General features: G+C 64.2%; 17 protein-coding genes and 1 pseudogene. 13 read left to right on the top strand and 5 right to left on the bottom strand.

Going from position 1 to position 18,384, the window contains the following annotated elements; all coding sequences use genetic code 11:
- Positions 1-57 precede the first annotated feature (57 nt).
- Positions 58-651: pseudogene (locus ACQKQA_RS09800) on the top strand (mechanosensitive ion channel family protein); the annotation flags it as partial.
- Between the two features lie 133 nt (positions 652-784).
- On the opposite strand, the gene ACQKQA_RS09795 reads toward ACQKQA_RS09800, so the two are convergent.
- The 3 genes from ACQKQA_RS09795 to ACQKQA_RS09785 form a co-directional block, all read right to left on the bottom strand.
- A complete protein-coding gene (locus ACQKQA_RS09795) occupies positions 785-1,648 on the bottom strand; it encodes a carboxylate/amino acid/amine transporter (RefSeq protein WP_427556116.1) in 864 nt (287 codons plus the stop codon).
- Between the two features lie 398 nt (positions 1,649-2,046).
- A complete protein-coding gene (locus ACQKQA_RS09790) occupies positions 2,047-2,646 on the bottom strand; it encodes an FMN-dependent NADH-azoreductase (RefSeq protein ID WP_427556113.1) in 600 nt (199 codons plus the stop codon).
- A 150-nt stretch (positions 2,647-2,796) separates the two neighbouring features.
- Positions 2,797-3,111, bottom strand: coding sequence for a 3-phosphoglycerate kinase (locus ACQKQA_RS09785; RefSeq protein WP_427556110.1), 315 nt, complete (start codon positions 3,109-3,111; stop codon positions 2,797-2,799).
- Positions 3,112-3,160: 49 nt separating this feature from the next.
- Here ACQKQA_RS09785 and ACQKQA_RS09780 point away from each other — a divergent pair, with 49 nt between their 5' ends.
- The 5 genes from ACQKQA_RS09780 (at position 3,161) to aqpZ (ending at position 8,508) form a co-directional block, all read left to right on the top strand.
- Complete coding sequence (locus ACQKQA_RS09780) at positions 3,161-4,084, top strand: LysR family transcriptional regulator (RefSeq protein ID WP_427556108.1); 924 nt, start codon at positions 3,161-3,163, stop codon at positions 4,082-4,084.
- A gap of 43 nt (positions 4,085-4,127) precedes the next feature.
- Positions 4,128-4,931, top strand: coding sequence for an alpha/beta fold hydrolase (locus tag ACQKQA_RS09775; RefSeq protein WP_427556106.1), 804 nt, complete (start codon positions 4,128-4,130; stop codon positions 4,929-4,931).
- A gap of 3 nt (positions 4,932-4,934) precedes the next feature.
- Positions 4,935-5,498, top strand: a complete 564-nt coding sequence (locus tag ACQKQA_RS09770) for a peptidylprolyl isomerase (RefSeq protein ID WP_427556103.1) — start codon at positions 4,935-4,937, stop codon at positions 5,496-5,498.
- Between the two features lie 88 nt (positions 5,499-5,586).
- Positions 5,587-7,419 carry an ABC transporter ATP-binding protein gene (locus ACQKQA_RS09765; protein WP_427556100.1) on the top strand — a complete coding sequence of 611 codons (1,833 nt, stop codon included), beginning with the start codon at positions 5,587-5,589 and terminating at the stop codon, positions 7,417-7,419.
- A 390-nt stretch (positions 7,420-7,809) separates the two neighbouring features.
- The gene (gene aqpZ / locus ACQKQA_RS09760; RefSeq protein ID WP_427556097.1) at positions 7,810-8,508 is read left to right on the top strand and encodes an aquaporin Z; all 699 of its coding nucleotides are present in this window, start codon (positions 7,810-7,812) and stop codon (positions 8,506-8,508) included.
- 15 nt (positions 8,509-8,523) lie between these two features.
- Here aqpZ and ACQKQA_RS09755 read toward each other — a convergent pair whose 3' ends face one another.
- Together ACQKQA_RS09755 and ACQKQA_RS09750 are read right to left on the bottom strand one after the other, a co-directional pair.
- The gene (locus ACQKQA_RS09755; RefSeq protein ID WP_427556095.1) at positions 8,524-9,648 is read right to left on the bottom strand and encodes a GNAT family N-acetyltransferase; all 1,125 of its coding nucleotides are present in this window, start codon (positions 9,646-9,648) and stop codon (positions 8,524-8,526) included.
- A 45-nt stretch (positions 9,649-9,693) separates the two neighbouring features.
- On the bottom strand, positions 9,694-10,581 hold the full coding sequence (locus tag ACQKQA_RS09750) for a LysR family transcriptional regulator (protein ID WP_427556092.1): 888 nt from the start codon (positions 10,579-10,581) through the stop codon (positions 9,694-9,696).
- Positions 10,582-10,684: 103 nt separating this feature from the next.
- Between ACQKQA_RS09750 and ACQKQA_RS09745 the strand changes: the two genes are divergently transcribed.
- From ACQKQA_RS09745 to ACQKQA_RS09715, 7 genes are read left to right on the top strand one after another with little or no spacing between them, the layout of a single operon-like run.
- Positions 10,685-12,052 (top strand): MFS transporter, encoded by a 1,368-nt coding sequence (locus ACQKQA_RS09745; RefSeq protein ID WP_427556089.1) that lies wholly within the window; start codon positions 10,685-10,687, stop codon positions 12,050-12,052.
- A complete protein-coding gene (locus ACQKQA_RS09740) occupies positions 12,033-12,434 on the top strand; it encodes a DUF4440 domain-containing protein (RefSeq protein ID WP_427556087.1) in 402 nt (133 codons plus the stop codon). Before ACQKQA_RS09745 ends, ACQKQA_RS09740 begins: the two co-directional genes overlap by 20 nt.
- A gap of 13 nt (positions 12,435-12,447) precedes the next feature.
- On the top strand, positions 12,448-13,401 hold the full coding sequence (locus ACQKQA_RS09735) for a flavin reductase family protein (protein ID WP_427556084.1): 954 nt from the start codon (positions 12,448-12,450) through the stop codon (positions 13,399-13,401).
- A gap of 13 nt (positions 13,402-13,414) precedes the next feature.
- Positions 13,415-14,716 carry a Rieske 2Fe-2S domain-containing protein gene (locus ACQKQA_RS09730; protein WP_427556082.1) on the top strand — a complete coding sequence of 434 codons (1,302 nt, stop codon included), beginning with the start codon at positions 13,415-13,417 and terminating at the stop codon, positions 14,714-14,716.
- A complete protein-coding gene (locus ACQKQA_RS09725) occupies positions 14,709-15,179 on the top strand; it encodes an aromatic-ring-hydroxylating dioxygenase subunit beta (RefSeq protein ID WP_427556079.1) in 471 nt (156 codons plus the stop codon). The genes ACQKQA_RS09730 and ACQKQA_RS09725 overlap by 8 nt, the downstream gene beginning before the upstream one ends.
- A gap of 18 nt (positions 15,180-15,197) precedes the next feature.
- Entirely contained in the window at positions 15,198-16,907 is a 1,710-nt protein-coding gene (locus tag ACQKQA_RS09720) for an FAD-dependent oxidoreductase (protein ID WP_427556077.1), read from the top strand.
- 35 nt (positions 16,908-16,942) lie between these two features.
- Positions 16,943-18,286 carry an amidase family protein gene (locus tag ACQKQA_RS09715; protein WP_427556074.1) on the top strand — a complete coding sequence of 448 codons (1,344 nt, stop codon included), beginning with the start codon at positions 16,943-16,945 and terminating at the stop codon, positions 18,284-18,286.
- The last annotated feature ends 98 nt before the right edge of the window (positions 18,287-18,384 follow it).

Raw genomic sequence — 18,384 nt, 5'->3', positions numbered from 1 at the left:
CATCGGCCAGCGACACGTCCTGCAGGTTGACACTCAGGGTGGCGGCCGGCGGCAGTCGACAAGACCATCGTCTCGATCCCCACCTGGCGCCTGATGTCCGAGTCGTTCAAGAACTGGCGCGGCATGCAGCAGTCCGGCGGCCGGCGGATCAAGCGCAGCCTGTACATCGACGCCAGCGGCGTGCGCTTCATCAACGACGAGGAAGAGGCGCGCCTGGGCAAGGTGCACCTGCTCACCGACTACATGACGCGCAAGCAGGCCGAGCTCAAGAGCTGGAACGAAGCCCAGGGCAATGTCGCCGCCCTGTCGGCCAATCGCCGCCGCATGACCAACCTGGGTACCTTCCGCGCCTATGCCCTGGCCTACCTGAAGAGCCATCCGGACATCCAGCCGAACATGACCTGCATGGTCCGCCAGATGCAGACCACTGCCCAGGGCATTCCGCTGGAAATCTACTGCTTCACCCGCACCACGGCGTGGATCGACTACGAGCGCATCCAGGGCGATATCTTCGATTACCTGCTGGCGGTGATGCCGGAGTTCGGCCTGAGCCTGTACCAGCAGCCGAGCGGCAACGACTTGCGCGCCGGCCTGTTGCCGGCGGTGCTGGGCGCCAGCCATATCCCCGAAGTGGAAAAACGCGCGCTGTAAACCCCGCTTGATCGCCCCGTCCTCGGGGCGATCACCCCTATCCTCTTCTGTAGGAGCGAAGCTTGCTCGCGATAGCGATCTGGCAAGCAACGCACTATCAGGCCGCTACGCGGATCGCGGGCAAGCCTCGCGCCTACGCAATAGCCTTCGCCTTCATGCCCCGACGGCTGATCCACACCGCCAACAGAATCACCATCCCGCCCAGGAACAGGCGACCCAGTGCCTCATGCTGGTTCCAGATCAGCAGGTTGAGCAGCAGCCCCACCGGCACATGCAAGTTGTTCATCACCGCCAGGGTCGCGCCATTGACCAGGCAGGCACCCTTGTTCCACCAGTACAACCCCAGCGCGGTGGCGACCAGCCCGAGAAACAGCAGCACCGCCCATTGCAACGGTGCCTCGGGCAGGAAGTTCGACTTGCCGAACAGCAGGAACGCCGGCAACACCACCAGCAACGCCCCCAGGTAGAAGTAGCCGAAACGCCGGTAATGCGGCAGGTCGCTCGGATGGCGTGCCACCAGGTGCTTGTACAGCACCTGCCCGGCGGCGTAGGTGAAGTTGGCCAGTTGCAGCAGCAAGAAGCCCATGAAGAAATCCGGGCTGATGCGGTCGTAGCGGATCACCGCCGCCCCGGCCACCGCCACCAGCGCCGCCAGCAAGCCCCAGGGGTTGAAGCGGCGGTTGAGGGCGTCTTCGATCAGGGTCACATGCAGCGGGGTGAGGATGGTGAACAGCAGCACTTCCGGCACCGTCAGCACGCGGAAACTCAAGTACAGGCAGACGTAGGTCACGCCGAACTGCAGGGCGCCGATCAGCAGCATGCCGCGCATGAACGCCGGTTCCACTTGACGCCAGCGGGTCAGCGGGATGAACACCAGCCCGGCCAGCAGCACCCGCACCAGCACCGCGAAATAGCTGTCGACATGCCCCGCCAGGTATTCGCCGATCAGGTTGAAGGAAAACGCCTGGATCAGCGTGACAAAAAGTAGATAGCCCATGCTCGCCTCGTCTTGAAGGGAGGCGACGATAGCGGTTTTGCCCCATTCGGTGCAAAACCCCTCCCCCCTGACACACGAACCTGTAGCCGCTGCCGAGCCTTGGCGAGGCTGCGATCGACGGCGCAGCCGTCGCCAAACCAGGCGCTGCGTCTATTCCTGAAAGATTGCGGGCGCAGGATTTACGGCCGCTGCGCGCCCGATCGCAGCCTCGCTGGTGCTCGGCAGCGGCTACGGGCATCGGTAAATCCTGGGCAAAAAAAAGCCCGATCTCGCAAAGCGTTCAATCGGGCGGGAGCACTCAGGAGCAACAAGTGCAAAGGGAGGTTCGATGCGCAAAAGGTCTGAAGGGGAGCGCAGGGCCTACTAGACCACTGCGCGATTATCTGGCGATTAACGGATCAGGCGACCTGGGCCAGTTTGGCGTTGGCCTGGTTCAGGCCCTTCTCGTGGAAGTCGCCACCCAGGTTCAGGCCTTCGGCGTGGATGAACTCGACGTCGTGGATCCCGATAAAGCCCATGACCTGGCGCAGGTAGGGTTCCTGGTGGTCCGTGGCGCTGCCGGCGTAGATGCCGCCACGGGCGGTCAGCACGTAGGCACGCTTGCCGGTGAGCAGGCCCTGCGGGCCGGTATCGGTGTACTTGAAGGTCACGCCGGCGCGCAGCACGTGGTCCAGCCAGGCTTTGAGAGTGCTCGGGATGGCGAAGTTGTACATCGGCGCGGCCATCACCAGCACGTCGGCGGCCAGCAGTTCGTCGGTCAGTTCGTTGGAGCGTTGCAGCGAGGCCTCTTCGATCTCGTTGCGCTGCTCGGCGGGCTTCATCCAGCCGCCCAGCAGATTGATGTCCAGGTGCGGCACCGGTGCGGTCGCCAGGTCACGCACGGTGATCTGGTCGCCCGGGTGGGCCGCTTGCCATTGCTTGATGAAGGTCTGGGTCAGCTGACGGGAAACGGAATCCTGCTGACGGGCACTGCTTTCGATGATCAGAACGCGGGACATGGGATGTTGCCTCCATCGGGGAATGTCGTAAGTCGATGGAGCGCAGATTAAACAGAGTTATATCGATGAAAAAGCGCAAATAACTGCTATAACCAATCAATAAATTCGTTTATAAGCGGAGCAGGCCGCGCGCCCTGCTCCGCTTTGCGCTTATTGGGCGGCACAGCTCAGGTCGATGCGCAGCTTGATGATGCTGCGGTTGAACTTGGCCGTGGCGTTCTTGAACTTGCCGGCCGCCACTTCCACCTTGCGCGTGCGCGGGGCTTCGGGGCCGTTGCGGAAGACCACCGTGCAGACCGCGTTGGTGCTGCCGTAGTTGTTCACCTGGATCGAGCCGATGTCGGCATCGGTGTCGTAGGCGGTGTAGTCGATGCTCACGCCTTCGAGGTGTTTCTGCACGTCGATGGGATAGGCGAAAGCACTGAGCGGCAGCAAGGCCAGCAACACACAACAGAATTTTCTCATTCGGCGGTCTCCAATAAGGAGCGCCAGCTTAGGGCAAGAGGAGCTCATCATGAAAGCGCCCCGCGTTACCCTCGATCAATGGCGAACGCTGCAGGCCGTGGTCGATCACGGCGGCTTCGCCCAGGCAGCCGAAGCGCTGCACCGTTCGCAATCCTCCGTCAGTTACACCGTGGCGCGCATGCAGGAACAACTGGGCGTGCCGCTGCTGCGCATCGACGGACGCAAGGCCGTGCTCACCGAGGCCGGCGGCGTCCTGCTGCGCCGTTCGCGGCAACTGGTGAAACAGGCCAGCCAGCTGGAAGACCTGGCCCACCACATGGAACAGGGCTGGGAAGCCGAAGTGCGCCTGGTGGTGGACGCCGCCTACCCCAACGCGCGGCTGGTCCGCGCCCTGACCGCCTTCATGCCGCAAAGCCGCGGCTGCCGGGTGCGACTGCGCGAAGAGGTGCTGTCCGGCGTCGAGGAGGTGCTGCTCGAGGGCGTGGCCGACCTGGCCATCAGCGGCTTCAGTATCCCCGGCTACCTGGGCACCGAAATGAGCTCGGTGGAGTTCGTCGCCGTAGCCCACCCGGAACACGCCCTGCACCGGCTGAACCGCGAACTGAACTTCCAGGACCTGGAAAGCCAGCTGCAGGTGGTGATCCGCGACTCCGGCCGCCAGCAGCCGCGGGACGTCGGCTGGCTCGGCGCCGAACAGCGCTGGACCGTCGGCAGCCTGGCCACCGCTGCCACCTTCGTCGGCAGCGGCCTGGGCTTCGCCTGGCTGCCGCGGCACATGATCGAGCGGGAGATCCGGGAAGGTCTGCTCAAGGTGCTACCGTTGGACCAGGGCGGCAGCCGGCACCCGACTTTCTACCTGTATTCGAACAAGGACAAACCCCTGGGCCCGGCCACGCAGATCCTCGTCGAGCTGCTGCGCACCTTCGACACCGCGCCGCTGGACGCGGCATTCGCCGCCCCGCAACAAGCCTGAACCCACACTCGAACCCTCCACGCGCCTGAACAGGAATTCAGCCATGGCCTATTTCGAACACGAAGGATGCACCCTGCACTATGAGGAATACGGCCATGGCGAACCGCTGGTGCTGGTTCACGGCCTCGGCTCCAGCACCCGGGACTGGGAAAAACAGATCGCCGAGCTGTCCGCCCATTACCGGCTGATCCTGCCCGACGTGCGTGGCCACGGCCGCTCCGACAAACCCCGGGAGCGCTACAGCATCGCCAGTTTCAGCGCCGACCTGGTCGCCCTGCTGGAGCACCTGAACCTGACGCGGGTGCATCTGGCGGGCCTGTCCATGGGCGGCATGATCGCCTTCCAGGTCGCGGTGGATCAGCCCGGGCTGCTGAAAAGCCTGTGCATCGTCAACAGCGCGCCCGAAGTGAAGATCCGCAGCGCCAACGACGCCTGGCAATGGTTCAAGCGCTGGAGCCTGATGCGCCTGCTCAGCCTCGAAACCATCGGCGTCGCCCTGGCCGCCAAGCTGTTCCCCAAACCGGAGCAGGCCGAACTGCGGCAAAAGATGGCCGAGCGCTGGGCAAAAAACGACAAACGTGCTTATCTCGCAAGCTTCGATGCCATCGTTGGCTGGGGCGTCCAGGAACGACTTTCCCAGGTCGCCTGTCCAACCCTGGTCATCAGCGCCGACCGCGACTACACGCCGGTCGCGCTGAAAGAAAACTATGTGAAACTGCTGCCCGACGGGCGCCTGGTGGTGATCGCCGATTCGCGTCACGCCACGCCGCTGGACCAGCCGCAACGCTTCAACCAAACCCTGCTCGAATTTTTAACCGCAGTCGACACCACCACCCAGGATCACTGACCCATGCTGAAAAAAATCGCCCTCGTCGCCGGCTCCGTTCTGTTCGCGGCCAACCTGATGGCCGCCCAACCGGCCAAGGCGCCTCACGTGCTGCTGGACACCAGCTTCGGCAAGATCGAAGTCGAACTGGACCCGGTCAAGGCCCCTATCTCCAGCAAGAACTTCCTCGACTACGTGGACAGCGGCTTCTACACCAACACCATCTTCCACCGGGTGATCCCGGGCTTCATGGCCCAGGGCGGCGGCTTCACCGCGCAGATGGTGCAGAAGGAAACCCGCGACCCAATCAAGAACGAAGCCAGCAACGGCCTGCATAACGTACGTGGCACCCTGTCCATGGCCCGCACCTCGAACCCGAACTCGGCCACCAGCCAGTTCTTCATCAACGTCGCCGACAACGCCTTCCTCGACCCGGGCCGCGATGCCGGCTACGCGGTGTTCGCCAAGGTGGTGAGCGGCATGGACGTAGTCGACCAGATCGTCAACTCCCAGACCACCACCAAGCAAGGCATGCAGAACGTGCCCGTCGACCCGGTGCTGATCAAGTCGGCCAAGCGCATCGACTAAGACTTCGCTGGGAGTCCCGGCGGAGCGCCGACATGGCGCTCCGCCTGCTTACTGATAAGGAGAGCCCGCCACGCGGGCGTCAGATCCCATGCTCTATCGTCGTTTTGAACAACTGATCGACATTTTCCGCGACGCTCCCACTGCCGCTCCCCCCAACCGCGTACTGCCCTTCTACCTCTATTACATCAAGCAGGTCTGGCCGAGCTTCGTCGCGTTGCTGGTGGTCGGCCTGTTCGTGGCGCTGATCGAAGTCTCGCTGTTCAGTTACCTGAGCACCATCATCGACCTGGCCCAGGGCACGCCCAACGTCGAGATTTTCAAGACCCACGGCCTGGAGCTGGCCTGGATGGCGGTGGTGGCGCTGATCTTCCGACCGCTGTTCGTCGCCCTGCACGACCTGTTGGTGCACCAGACCATCAGCCCGGGCATGACCAGCCTGATCCGCTGGCAGAACCACAGCTATGTGCTCAAGCAGAGCCTGAATTTCTTCCAGAACGACTTCGCCGGGCGCATCGCCCAGCGCATCATGCAGACCGGCAACTCGCTGCGCGACTCCTCGGTGCAGGCGGTGGACGCGCTGTGGCACGTGCTGATCTATGCGGTCAGTTCCCTGGTGCTGTTCGCCGAGGCCGACTGGCGCCTGATGATCCCGCTGCTGATCTGGATCGCCAGCTACATCGGTGCCCTGCGCTACTTCGTGCCGCGGGTGAAGAAACGCGCGGTGATTTCCTCGGACGCCAACTCCAAGCTGGTGGGGCGAATCGTCGATGGCTACACCAACATCACCACCCTCAAGCTGTTCGCCCACACCCACTTCGAACAGAACTACGCCCGCGAAGCCATCGGCGAGCAGACCGAAAAAAGCCAGCTGGCCGGGCGCGTGATCACCAGCATGGACGTGGTCATCACCGCCATGAACGGCCTGTTGATCGTCGGCACCACGGGCCTGGCCCTGTGGCTCTGGACCCAGTCGCTGATCTCGGTCGGCGCCATCGCCCTGGCCACCGGCCTGGTGATCCGCATCGTCAACATGTCCGGCTGGATCATGTGGGTGGTCAACGGCATCTTCGAGAACATCGGCATGGTCCAGGATGGCCTGCAGACCATCGCCCAGCCCATCAGCGTCAGCGACCGCGAGCAGGCGCCACGCCTGGCGGTGGCCAGCGGCGAAGTGCGGTTCGAGCATGTGGATTTCCATTACGGGAAACAGGCCGGGGTCATCAGCGACCTCAACCTGAACATCAAGCCAGGGGAGAAAATCGGCCTGATCGGCCCGTCCGGCGCCGGCAAGTCGACCCTGGTCAACCTGTTGCTGCGGCTCTATGACCTGGAGGGCGGGCGCATCCTGATCGACCACCAGGACATCGCCGAAGTCACCCAGGAAAGCCTGCGCGAACGGATCGGCATGATCACCCAGGACACCTCGCTGCTGCACCGTTCGATCCGCGACAACCTGCTGTACGGCAAGCCCGACGCCACCGACGAGGAGCTCTGGGAAGCCGTGCGCAAGGCCCGCGCCGACGAGTTCATCCCACTGCTGTCCGACGCCCAGGGCCGCACGGGCTTCGACGCCCACGTCGGCGAGCGCGGGGTGAAGCTGTCCGGCGGCCAGCGCCAGCGCATCGCCATTGCCCGGGTGCTGCTCAAGGACGCGCCGATCCTGATCATGGACGAAGCCACCTCGGCCCTGGACTCGGAAGTCGAGGCCGCAATCCAGGAAAGCCTGGAAACCCTGATGCAGGGCAAGACCGTGATCGCCATCGCCCACCGGCTCTCGACCATCGCCCGCATGGACCGCCTGGTGGTCCTGGACAAGGGCCGCATCGCCGAAAGCGGCAGCCACGCCGAACTGCTGGCCCACGGCGGCCTGTACGCACGCCTGTGGCAGCACCAGACCGGTGGTTTTGTCGGTATCGACTGAGCCGTCCCCCCCGCCACCCAAAAGCGCCAGCGCCCCAAGGCCCTGGCGTTTTTTACACCTCCACGCCCCACCTCGCTCCCTGTAGCCGCTGCCGAGCCACGCGAGGCTGCGCTCGAGGACGAAGTCCTCGCAAAACCTGAGCACGCGGTATTCCAGGAAGAACGAGTTGTCCGGTTTTACGACCGCTACGCGGCCGAGCGCAGCCTCGCAGGCTCGGCAGCGGCTACAAGGGCACCAGGCTCGGGAGAACCAAGCGGGCCGCGAACTGGAATTGTGAAAAAAGGCCTGCTGTACTCAGCCTAGGTTCTGGAGCGGAGCCTGTAGTCAGGCTGCATGGATGTATAACGGCTTTGTCTGATCGATAGGTCGACCTATCAAGGACTTTTCCTTATGTCTCTGTTCAAACGTTCAGTCACCGAGTTGCTGGGTACCTTCTGGCTGGTGTTGGGTGGTTGTGGCAGCGCCGTACTGGCGGCCGCGTTCCCGCAGGTCGGGATCGGCCTGCTGGGGGTGTCGCTGGCTTTCGGCCTTACCGTGCTGACGATGGCCTTCGCCATCGGCCATATCTCCGGCTGTCATCTCAACCCCGCGGTATCGGTCGGCCTCGTGGTGGGCGGGCGCTTCCCGGCCAAGGAACTGCCCGCCTATGTGGTGGCGCAAGTGCTGGGCGCGGTGATCGCCGCGGCGCTGCTGTACTTCATCGCCAGCGGCAAACCCGGCTTCGAGCTGGCCGGCGGGCTGGCCTCCAACGGCTATGGCGAACACTCGCCCGGGGGCTATTCGCTGGCGGCGGGGTTTGCCAGCGAGTTGGTGATGACCGCGATGTTCGTGGTGATCATCCTCGGCGCCACCGATAAACGCGCGCCAGCGGGCTTCGCCCCGATCGCCATCGGCCTGGCGCTGACGCTGATCCACCTGATCTCGATCCCGGTGACCAACACCTCGGTCAACCCGGCGCGCAGCACCGGGCCGGCGCTGATCGTCGGTGGCTGGGCGATCCATCAACTGTGGCTGTTCTGGGTGGCGCCGATTATCGGCGCGGTGGTCGGCGGCGGGATCTATCGCTGGCTGGGCAGCGAAGACAGTTGATAACACCTGCGAGGGTCACGCCTGTCGGTACGGCAGCGCGGCCCTCGCCTCTTCGGCGTACGCCAGCACGCCGACTCTTTCGCGCTCGAGAAACTCCGCCACCGCGGCCGCCAGGCCAGGATGGCGCAGGTAGTGCCAGGAACGGGTAATCACCGGCTCGAAACCGCGAATCAGCTTGTGCTCGCCCTGGGCCCCGGCATCGAAGCGCTGCACGCCCTGGGCGATGGCGTAGTCCATGCCCTGGTAGAAACAGGTTTCGAAATGCAGGCGATCGAACTCCGCCAGGCAACCCCAGTAGCGACCATAGAAACTGTCGCCGCCGATCAGGCTGAAGGCCATGGCCACCGGCCTGGTGTGCTGCTTGGCCAGCACCACCCGGATCGCCTCGGGCATGCGCTCGGCCAGCAGGCTGAAAAAGTCCCGGGTCAGGTACGGCGACTGGCGTCGCACCGCATAGGTGTTGGCATAACAGGCGTAGACGAAATCCCACTGCGCCTCGCTCAGTTGCCGGCCTTCGAGCCACTCGAATTCGATGCCCTGCCCCGCCACCTGCTCGCGCTCCTTGCGCATCTGTTTGCGCTTGCGCGAACTCAAGGTGTCGAGAAAGTCCTGGAAGTCCCGGTATCCCCGGTTCTGCCAATGGAACTGGCAGCCCAGGCGTTGCAGCCAGCCGGCTTGCCCGGACAGGGCGGCATCGGCAAAGGCGTCGGTGAAGTTGATATGGGCGCTGGACAGCCCTTCGCTCTCCAGGTAACCGGGCAGGCTCTGCAGCAGTTCCTGGCCGTCCTCCAGGCTCGCCGCCAGCAGCCGCGCGCCACCGACCGGGCTGAAAGGCACGGCGGTCAGCAGCTTGGGGTAATACTCGATGCCGGCCCGCTCGCAGGCCTCGGCCCAGCCATGGTCGAACACGTACTCGCCGTAGGAATGCCACTTGCGGTAGCTGGGGAGCGCCGCGATCAGCCGCCCGTCCTGCACCTGCAACAGGTGCTCGGCCTGCCAGCCGGAACGCGGGCCGAGGCTGCCGCTGTCTTCCAGCGTGCTGAGAAAGGCATGGCGCAGAAACGGCTGGCCGTCACTGAGCAGGCCGTCCCATTGCTGCGGATCGACGGCGGACAGGCTGGGCAAGGATTGCAACGGCATTGGGTTCCCCACGAGTGATGCCACGAACGCGCCGAGTATCGCCGATCACTGCCCCAGGTGCAGCAAGAGGAAGTCGATGAACGCCCGCGACTTGTGCGGCAAGTGCGAACTGTTGGGGAACACCACGTTCACCGACTGCGACGGCAAGCAGTATTCGGGCAGCAGGCGTACCAACCGGCCGCTGGCGAGGTCATCCTCCACCACCCAGCCGGGCAACACCGACACCCCCAGGGCCGACAGGGTCATGGCGCGAATGGCGGTCGAGGAATTGGATTCGAAGTGAGTGGGCCCGTTGACTTCGACCTGGCCCTGTTGCGGGTGGCTCAGGGTCCATTGGGTCGGCCCCTGCAGGTTGCTGTTGGCGATCCACGGTACGCTGTTCAGGTCCTGGGGCTCGTCCACCGGATGGTGCTCCAGGAACTGCGGGCTGGCCACCAGGACAATGTCGTAGTCGGCCAACTTGCGGCTCTTGAACGCCGAGTCGGCGAGGTTGCCCAGGCGAATCACCAGATCGAGTTTCTCCGCCACAAGATCATTCAACGAAGAGTTGAAGTTATAACTAATACGGATCTCCGGATAGCGCTCGGTGAACCTGGAGATGATCGGCAGTATATAGCGCTCGCCATACTCACTAGTTGAACTGAAGCGCAACTTTCCAGAGATACGGTTATGCCCATGCAGGACATTCTCGAAGGCATTGTCGATATCCGCGACAATGCCCTTGAACTCGTTATAGAAGTCCTGGCCTATTTCCGTCAGGGATATATTTCGGGTATTGCGGATCAACAGGGTCGCCGACAAAACTTCCTCGAGCGCCTTGACATGTAGGCTGGCCATGGCTTTGCTGATGCACAGGTAGTTGGCCGCCTTGGTATAGGAACCGAAGTCCACGACTGCCAGGAATGTCTGGACTCGATTCAGATGCGTGTGCATGTTTCAACTCACTGTCAAATTCCATCAAACATTGTTTCAAGTATAGGCGTATCGACACTCTCGGTCTATCGCTCCTATGATCCCGCCGCAAAAGGGAGATCATATGACTTATCGCTACAAAGTGGCTCTTATATTCCTCATCGGATTCTTTATCGACTGCATAAACATATTCATGTCGGCGGTGGCTTTACCGAGCATTGCCCATGAGATGCAAGTAACGACTTCGTCCGTGGCCTGGGTGGCCAATGCCTACATTCTCGGCCTGACCCTGATCATTCCGGTGAGTACCTGGCTGGCCGGGCGCTTTGGCAGCCGCGAGACCCTCACCGCCTCGATGCTGGTCTTCAGCGCCGCCGTCTGGATGTGCGGGATGGCCCACAGCTTCCCCGAACTGGTGTTCTGGCGCTTCGTCCAGGGCATTGGCGGCGGCCTGCTGATCCCGGTGGGCCAGGCCCTGACCTTCAATCTGTTCCAGGGCTCGCAGCGGGCAAAAGTCTCCACCCTGGTGATGGCCGTCGCCCTGATCGCCCCGGCCATTTCCCCCACCATCGGCGGTGCGATCGTGGACAGCAGCTCCTGGCGCTGGGTGTTCCACAGCAATATTCCGTTCTCGCTGATCGCCGCCGGCCTGTCCTGGCTGTGGATCGAGGAAGCCCGGCCCACCGCCCTGCCGCGGCCGGACATCAAGGGTTTGTTGCTGGTCAGCGCGGCCCTGGGCTGCCTGCTGATGGGCATGTCGCTGTACGGCGGCGACTACCCGCCGCTGGCCGCCCTGAGCTGCCTGTTCACCGGCCTGTTCTGCGTGGGGCTGTATGTCCTGCACTACCGCCGCTGCGACCACGCCATCGTCGAACTCAGCCTGCTCAAGAGCAAGAAACTCAGCACCTCGATCTTCATCTACTACGCGATTCCCGGGGTGTTCACCGGGGTCAACCTGCTGAGCATCTTCTTCCTGCAGAACAGCCTGCACTTCAGCGCCAGGCTGACCGGCATGTTCATGATCCTCTACGCCAGCGGCGCCTTCATCGCCATGCTGGTCTGCGGCCGGGTCTACAACCGCCTCGGCGCCCGGCGCCTGTTCACCCTCGGCATGCTGCTGCACAGCGCCGGCATCGCCACCCTGTACCTGGTGGACAGCGCCGCCGACCTGCCGGTGATCGTCATCGCCTACTGCCTGATGGGCATCGGTGGCGGCATCGGTGCCAACACTGCGCAAACCACGTCGCTGATGGACTTCGAGGGTGCCGATACCCACAAGGGCAGCGTGATCTGGAACATCAACCGGCAGATGTCCTTCAGCATCGGCGCCGCGCTGTTCCTGATGATCTACAACCTGCTGCTCGCCCACCTGGCGTCCACCCAGGCCTATCACCTGACCTTCGTCATCGCCGCGGTGATGGGTCTGTTACCCCTGTTGCAGATGAGCAACCTGACCACACAAAAGGAATGTCATGCACAACACAATCGTTGAACAGGCCAAACACAGCATCCATGCGGTCCACGACCTGATCCATGCCGTCTTCACCAACCAGGACGGCCAGGGTGCCGCCGCCGTCGAGCGCCTGCTGCCGGCGTTCGCCGAGCACTTCAGCATGGTCACCACGGCGGGCGCCATCGTCAGCCGGGAGCAGGTCGAGCAGATGTTCCGCGGCGCCGTCGGTGCCCGCCCCGGCCTGGAAATCCTCGTCAGCGACCTGCACATCGTATGGCACGAAGGCCACAGCGCGGCGATCCGCTACAAGGAAACCCACCGCCTGGACCACAAGGAAACGTCGCGCCTCTCGGTGGTGGTGATCCGCATCCACGAACACTCGGCCCAGTGGCTGTACCTGCACGAAACACCGTTAAGCTGACAGCGAGCCACCGATGAATTACCAGATCACCCAGTGCCAGATGCTCGCGCCGAGCATCAAGGAAATCGTCCTGGCGCCTCTCACCCAACCCGCGCTCGCCCCCTGCGAAACCGCGGGGGCCCACTTCAAATGGTGGATGCCCGAACTCGAACAATGGCGCCACTACTCCCGGGTCGAACTGGCCGGACATGACCTGCCCCCGGGCAGCCTGGCGTTCGCCATCCGCCTGCATCCCGACTCGGCCAGCAGCGCCTACATCCGTCAGTTGCAGGCAGGCGATCAGGTGCGGCTCGACGGTCCGTTCCATGCCTTCGACTACTGCCTGGACGACAGCGACGGCGCCGACATCGCCCTCGCCGGCGGCATCGGCATCACGCCCCTGACCGGCATCCTCGGCCAGTTGCGCGGCCGCCAGCGCCCGGCCCGGCTGCACTACTTCGCCAAGAGCGCGGGCGATGCCGCCTACGCCACCGAGCTGCGCGAGCTGTTGCAGGACGACCTGAGCCTGCACTGCTCCGACTCGGCCGCAGGACGACCGTCGGTGGCCACGGTGCTCGGCCAGTTGCAGCCCCGGGACCGCCTGTACGTGTGCGGCCCGCAGGCGATGCTCAACGACGTGTTCAGCCATGCCCAGGCCCAGGGCTTTCCCCGCGAGCGCATCCATTTCGAAATCTTCAACACCACCCTGGCCGAGGACGAGGCGGGCTTTGCCGTGCAGGCCACCGACTCCGGCATCGAGTTCCAGGTGCGTCCCGACCAGTCGCTGCTCGACGCCCTCGAAGAAGCCGGCCTGGAACCGCTCTACGACTGCCGCCGCGGCGAATGCGGGGTGTGTGAGCTGGAAGTGCTGGAAGGCGAAGTCGAGCACCGCGACTTCATCATGAGCCCGCAACAGGCCGCCTGCAGCAACAAGATCTACCCCTGCGTATCCCGGGCCAAAAGCCCAAGCCTGAAACTGGTCATCTAAAGAGAGAACCTCGTTGGACAACTACTTCAACGGCAAGGAAGTGCACCGCTCGCTGTTCCTTGATCCGTCGCTCTTCGAGCGAGAACAACACCAGGTCTTCGCCGCCAGCTGGTGCTACCTGGGCCATGAAAGCCTGATTCCCGAGACCGGCGACTTCTTCACCGGCGACATCGCCGGCCAGCCGCTGGCCATGGTCCGGCAGAAGAACGGCGAGATCGTCGTGCTGCACAACCGCTGCCCGCACAAGGGCGTGAAAGTCCTGGCCGAACTACAAGGCAACGTCGGGCGTTTCATCCGCTGCCCCTACCACGCCTGGACCTTCAAGACCGACGGCCAGTTGCTGGGCATCCCGGTGAAAAAGGAATACGACGACTGCGACTTGAGCAGCTGCGCCGCGCACAAGGGTATGCAGCCGGTGGCCGCGGTGGAGAATTACCGGGGCTTCGTGTTCGTGCGCCTCAAGGAGCAAGGCATCGGCTTCAGCGAGTTCTTCGGCGATTCGCTGTCGACCCTGGACAACATGGTCATGCGCTCGCCCCAGGGGCAATTGCGCGCCATCGGCCAGCCGCTGCTGCACCGCCATCGCTGCAACTGGAAGATGGTCGTCGACAACCAGACCGACACCTGCCACCCGATGGTCGCCCATGAATCCTCGGCCGGCGAAGCCATCCGCCTGTGGCAGGAAACCGGGCACGACGGCCCGCCGCCGATGGCGGTCGAGCTGTTCTCGCCGTTCATGGCCTCCTACGAGTTCTTCAGCGCCATGGGTATCCGCACCTGGCCCAACGGCCATGGCCACACCGGCGTCAGCAACTCGATCCACAAGGCCTACTCCAGCATTCCCGGCTACTGGGAACTGATGGTCGAGAGCTACGGCGAAACCCAGGCCGCCGCGATCCTCGACGACACCCGGCACAACACCGTGTATTTCCCCAACCTGATGGTCAAGGGACCGATCCAGACCCTGCGGGTGATCCGCCCGGTCTCGGCCAGCGAAACCGTGGTCGAGTCGTGGATCTTCGAGCTGGTGGGCGCGCCGGTGCAGCTGCTGGAAAGAACTGTGCAGTACAACAACCTGATCAACTCACCGTGCTCGATGGTCGCCCACGACGACGTGGAGATGTACGAACGGGCCATGGACGGGCTGCGCAGCCAGGCCAACGACTGGGTGAACGTCGCCCGTCTGTTCGAACCGGGAGAATCCCATGACCAGACCCAGGTGGTGTCCGGCACCAGCGAACGGGCGATGCGCAACTTCTACAACACCTGGCAGCACCTGATGCAGGCCCACGACGGATCGACCGCCCATGGATAATTCGCCCCTCGAACAGCTGATCTACCAAGAGATCGCGCTCCTCGACCAACAGGATTTCGCCGCCTGGCAACAACTGCTGTGCGACGACTTCCACTACTGGATTCCACTGCGCCACGACCAGCCCTGCCCGCTGCGCGAATCCTCCCTGCTGTATGAGGACCGCTTCCTCACCACCCTGCGCATCAACCGCCTGGCCAGTGCCCGCAATTTCTCGCAGCAGCCCAAGAGCCGCAGCCTGCACATTGCCCAGCGACCGGCGATCGACCTCGACCCGGACGGCCTGAGCGCCCGTTGCCTGACCCCCATGCTGTACTGCGAAGCCCGTGGCGACAGCGAGTGGCATTACCCGGTGACGGTGGAACACCAACTGCTGTGCCACGCCGGCCAGTGGAAAATCCAGCGCAAGAAAGTCCTCCTGCTCAACCCGTCCCGCGCATTCGAAAGCCTGCAGCTCATTATCTGATTTCCGAGATTGTCACCTGTGAACTCCCTGCATTCCGGTTCCCAAGCCTCCCAAGGCACCCGTTCGTTCCCCAACATCGACCTGCTGTACGACTATGGACAATTCCTGCGCCGGGCCACCCAGGCCATCGGCCACCTGCCGCCGGCCATCGCCGACAAGCACATCGGCATCGTCGGCGCCGGCCTCAGCGGCCTGATCGCGGCCTATGAACTGCTGCGCGCCGGGGCCACCCGCATCACCCTGTTCGAAGCCTCGAAAGACCACCTCGGCGGGCGCTTCCTGACCCAGTGCTTCGACGAGCGCCAGCCGCAGTTCATCGCCGAGATGGGCGCCATGCGCTTCCCGCCGAGCGAAGTCGGCCTGTTCCATTACCTGGACCGGTTCGGCATCGGCACCACCGAGGCCTTCCCCGACCCGGGGGTGGTCGACACCGAAATCCACTACCGCGGCGAAACCCACCACTGGCCGGCCGGGGAAAACCCGCCGCCGATCTTCAACACCGTGCACCGCGGCTGGAATGCCTTTCTCAAGGAAGGCGTGCGCCTGGACGACGGCACCTTCCTGGCGCCGCCGCTGCTGCTCACCGATCTGCTGGAAAAGCAGCAGTACGAAGAGGTGCAGCCGGAATGGCAACGCTACCTGGACTGCTTTGGCGATCACTCCTTCTACTCGGCCATGGTGCAGATCTTCACCTCGAAGAACCCGCCGGGGGGCAAGCGCTGGCGCAAGCCGGAAGACTTCCACCTGTTCGGCTCCCTGGGCATCGGTTCGGGGGGCTTCCAGTCGGTGTACCGGGCCTCGTTCACTGAGATCCTGCGGCTGGTGATCAACGCCTTCGAGGTCAACCAGCGCCTGGTGCCCAACGGCATTTCCACCCTGTCGGAGCGGATCGCCGACGTGGAATTCCATGGCATCGCCCTGCGCGACCGGATCTGCCGCACCCGCATCGAATCCATCAGCAAGGACGCCGACGGGCAGATCCTGCTGCAAGGCTGCAACGGTGAAACCTACGGCTGCGACCGGGTCATCACCACCGCCACCACCCGCGCCCTGCAAGTGAACATGCGCCTGACCCAGGCCGAGCAGTTCGTCAGCCGCGACGTGGCCCGCGCCATCAACGAAACCCACATGGTCGGCTCGTCCAAGCTGTTCATCCTGACCCGGGACAAGTTCTGGCTCAAACACGGCCTGGCGCAGAACATCCAGACCGACACCCTGGTCAAGGGCGTCTACTGCCTGGACTACGCCCCGCAGGATCCGGACTCCTGGGGCGTGGTGCTGATCAGCTACACCTGGGAAGACGACTCGCACAAGATGGTGTCGCTGACCGACAAGGTCCAGCGCTGCAAGCGCCTGGTGGACGAGCTGGCGATGAGCGCGCCGGAGTTCGCCCGCCACCTGGTGCCGCTGGACGGCGACTACCAGCGCTACGTGCTGGAGTACGACTGGCTCACCGACAAGCAGGCCCTGGGCGCCTTCAAGCTGAACTTCCCCGGCGACGACCTGTATTCCCAGCGCCTGTTCTACCAGTTCAAGACCGCCCTCGACCCACAGCAGGACAGCGGCCTGTACCTGGCCGGCTGCGGCAGTTCGTTCACCGGCGGCTGGGCCGAAGGCGCGGTGCAGACGGCCCTGAACGGCGCCTGCGCGGTGATCGCCAGCCTCGGCGGCGAACTGCTGGAAGGCAACCCGCTGGTCGATCTGCAATCGCACTTCAACTATTGCTGACCGGCGCTTTCACCGACTTTCGTTGAGACTTTTTCATGTACAGCCAGCTTTCGATCGAAGCGCTCGCCGCCGGGTTTCGCCAGGGCAATCTCTGCCTGGACTCCTGGCACCGCGCGCTGCTCGACCTCTACGCCGACGCCGGGCACCTGAACAGCTTCATCAGCTTCGCGCCGCAGGCGTTCAGCGGCGACACCGGCACCCCGGAACAGCGCCAGGCGCCGCTCTACGGCATCCCGGTTTCGTTCAAGGACAACATCAATGCCAGCGGCCTGCCGACCACCGCCGGCACCCCGGGCCTGGCCGACTACCGCCCGGCCACGGACGCCGGCATCGTCCGGCGCTTCAAGGCGCTGGGGGCACGGGTCGCCGGCAAGAACAACATGCACGAGCTGTCGTTCGGCGTGACCTCGGCCAATCTGACCCACGGCGCGGTGGTCAACCCGCGCCACCTGCAACACAGCGCCGGCGGCAGCAGCGGCGGTTGTGCCGCGGCGGTGGCCGCCGGCCTGGTGCCCTGCGCGGTGGGCACCGACACCGGCGGTTCGGTGCGCATCCCCGCGGCCTTCTGCGGCGTGGTGGGGTTCCGCCCGAGCACCGGCGTCTACCCCGGCGACGGCATCGTCCCGGTGTCCCAGACCAAGGACTCGCCGGGCCTGCTGACCCGCAGCCTGGAGGACGCCTTGTTCGTGCATCGGCAGCTGACGGACGCGCCCCCGGCCGAACCGCTGGAACCCCGGCGCCTGCGCGTCGGTATTCCCCAGCAGTTTTTCTGGTCCGACCTGGACCCTCAGGTGCACCGCGACTGCCGTGCGGCAATCGATTGCCTGGCCGACCAGGGCGTGGAACTGGTGCCGGTGGACGACGCAGCGCTCGGCGAGCTCAACGAAAGCATCCAGTTCCCGCTGCCGATCTTCGAGTTCTTCATCGATTTCCCGCGGTTCCTGCTGAGTGCCGGCCAGGGCGAGCGCTTCCTCGAGATCCTCGGGGCGATCCGTGACCCGCAAATCAAGAAAACCCTTATGGCGCAGCTGGAAAGCCCGGCCATTTCCTACGAAGACTATGTGCAGGCCTTGATGAGCAAACTGCGCCTTGACCGCGAATACGCCGGGCTGTTCCAACAGCACCAGCTCGACCTGATCGCCTACCCGACCGTCAGTTGCACCGCGCCGCTGCTCCGCGACTGCGAGGCCCAGGAGCATTTCGAGCGTTTCGTGCGCAACACCGACCCGGCCAGCAACCTGGCGGCGCCCAGTGTCAGCGTGCCGGTAGCCGCCCCGGGCAGCCTGCCGGTGGGGTTGTCGTTCGATGCCCTGCCCGGCCAGGACCACAAGCTGCTGCAAATGGCCCAGCAACTGAGCCGCCTGCTGGCCCTGCGCTGAACCGCCGCCCGGGGGGCGCGGGCCGGTCTGCCGGTGCCCCGCCGCCCGTGGCGCGCCCTCGATCCCCTCCAATAACAATTTTCATTGCAGGCCCTGCC

The organism is Pseudomonas sp. NPDC089530 (genome assembly GCF_050280705.1).
Taxonomy (GTDB): Bacteria; Pseudomonadota; Gammaproteobacteria; order Pseudomonadales; family Pseudomonadaceae; genus Aquipseudomonas.
Note: the sequence above shows the minus strand (reverse complement) of the source record. Positions and strands in the feature narration are given on the sequence as shown.

Coding starts and splice junctions, on each gene's coding strand:
- ACQKQA_RS09795 (WP_427556116.1), bottom strand. CDS start 1,648: ATGGGCTATCTACTTTTTGTCACGCTGATCCAGGCGTTTTCCTTCAAC.
- ACQKQA_RS09790 (WP_427556113.1), bottom strand. CDS start 2,646: ATGTCCCGCGTTCTGATCATCGAAAGCAGTGCCCGTCAGCAGGATTCC.
- ACQKQA_RS09785 (WP_427556110.1), bottom strand. CDS start 3,111: ATGAGAAAATTCTGTTGTGTGTTGCTGGCCTTGCTGCCGCTCAGTGCT.
- ACQKQA_RS09780 (WP_427556108.1), top strand. CDS start 3,161: ATGAAAGCGCCCCGCGTTACCCTCGATCAATGGCGAACGCTGCAGGCC.
- ACQKQA_RS09775 (WP_427556106.1), top strand. CDS start 4,128: ATGGCCTATTTCGAACACGAAGGATGCACCCTGCACTATGAGGAATAC.
- ACQKQA_RS09770 (WP_427556103.1), top strand. CDS start 4,935: ATGCTGAAAAAAATCGCCCTCGTCGCCGGCTCCGTTCTGTTCGCGGCC.
- ACQKQA_RS09765 (WP_427556100.1), top strand. CDS start 5,587: ATGCTCTATCGTCGTTTTGAACAACTGATCGACATTTTCCGCGACGCT.
- aqpZ (WP_427556097.1), top strand. CDS start 7,810: ATGTCTCTGTTCAAACGTTCAGTCACCGAGTTGCTGGGTACCTTCTGG.
- ACQKQA_RS09755 (WP_427556095.1), bottom strand. CDS start 9,648: ATGCCGTTGCAATCCTTGCCCAGCCTGTCCGCCGTCGATCCGCAGCAA.
- ACQKQA_RS09750 (WP_427556092.1), bottom strand. CDS start 10,581: ATGCACACGCATCTGAATCGAGTCCAGACATTCCTGGCAGTCGTGGAC.
- ACQKQA_RS09745 (WP_427556089.1), top strand. CDS start 10,685: ATGACTTATCGCTACAAAGTGGCTCTTATATTCCTCATCGGATTCTTT.
- ACQKQA_RS09740 (WP_427556087.1), top strand. CDS start 12,033: ATGCACAACACAATCGTTGAACAGGCCAAACACAGCATCCATGCGGTC.
- ACQKQA_RS09735 (WP_427556084.1), top strand. CDS start 12,448: ATGAATTACCAGATCACCCAGTGCCAGATGCTCGCGCCGAGCATCAAG.
- ACQKQA_RS09725 (WP_427556079.1), top strand. CDS start 14,709: ATGGATAATTCGCCCCTCGAACAGCTGATCTACCAAGAGATCGCGCTC.
- ACQKQA_RS09715 (WP_427556074.1), top strand. CDS start 16,943: ATGTACAGCCAGCTTTCGATCGAAGCGCTCGCCGCCGGGTTTCGCCAG.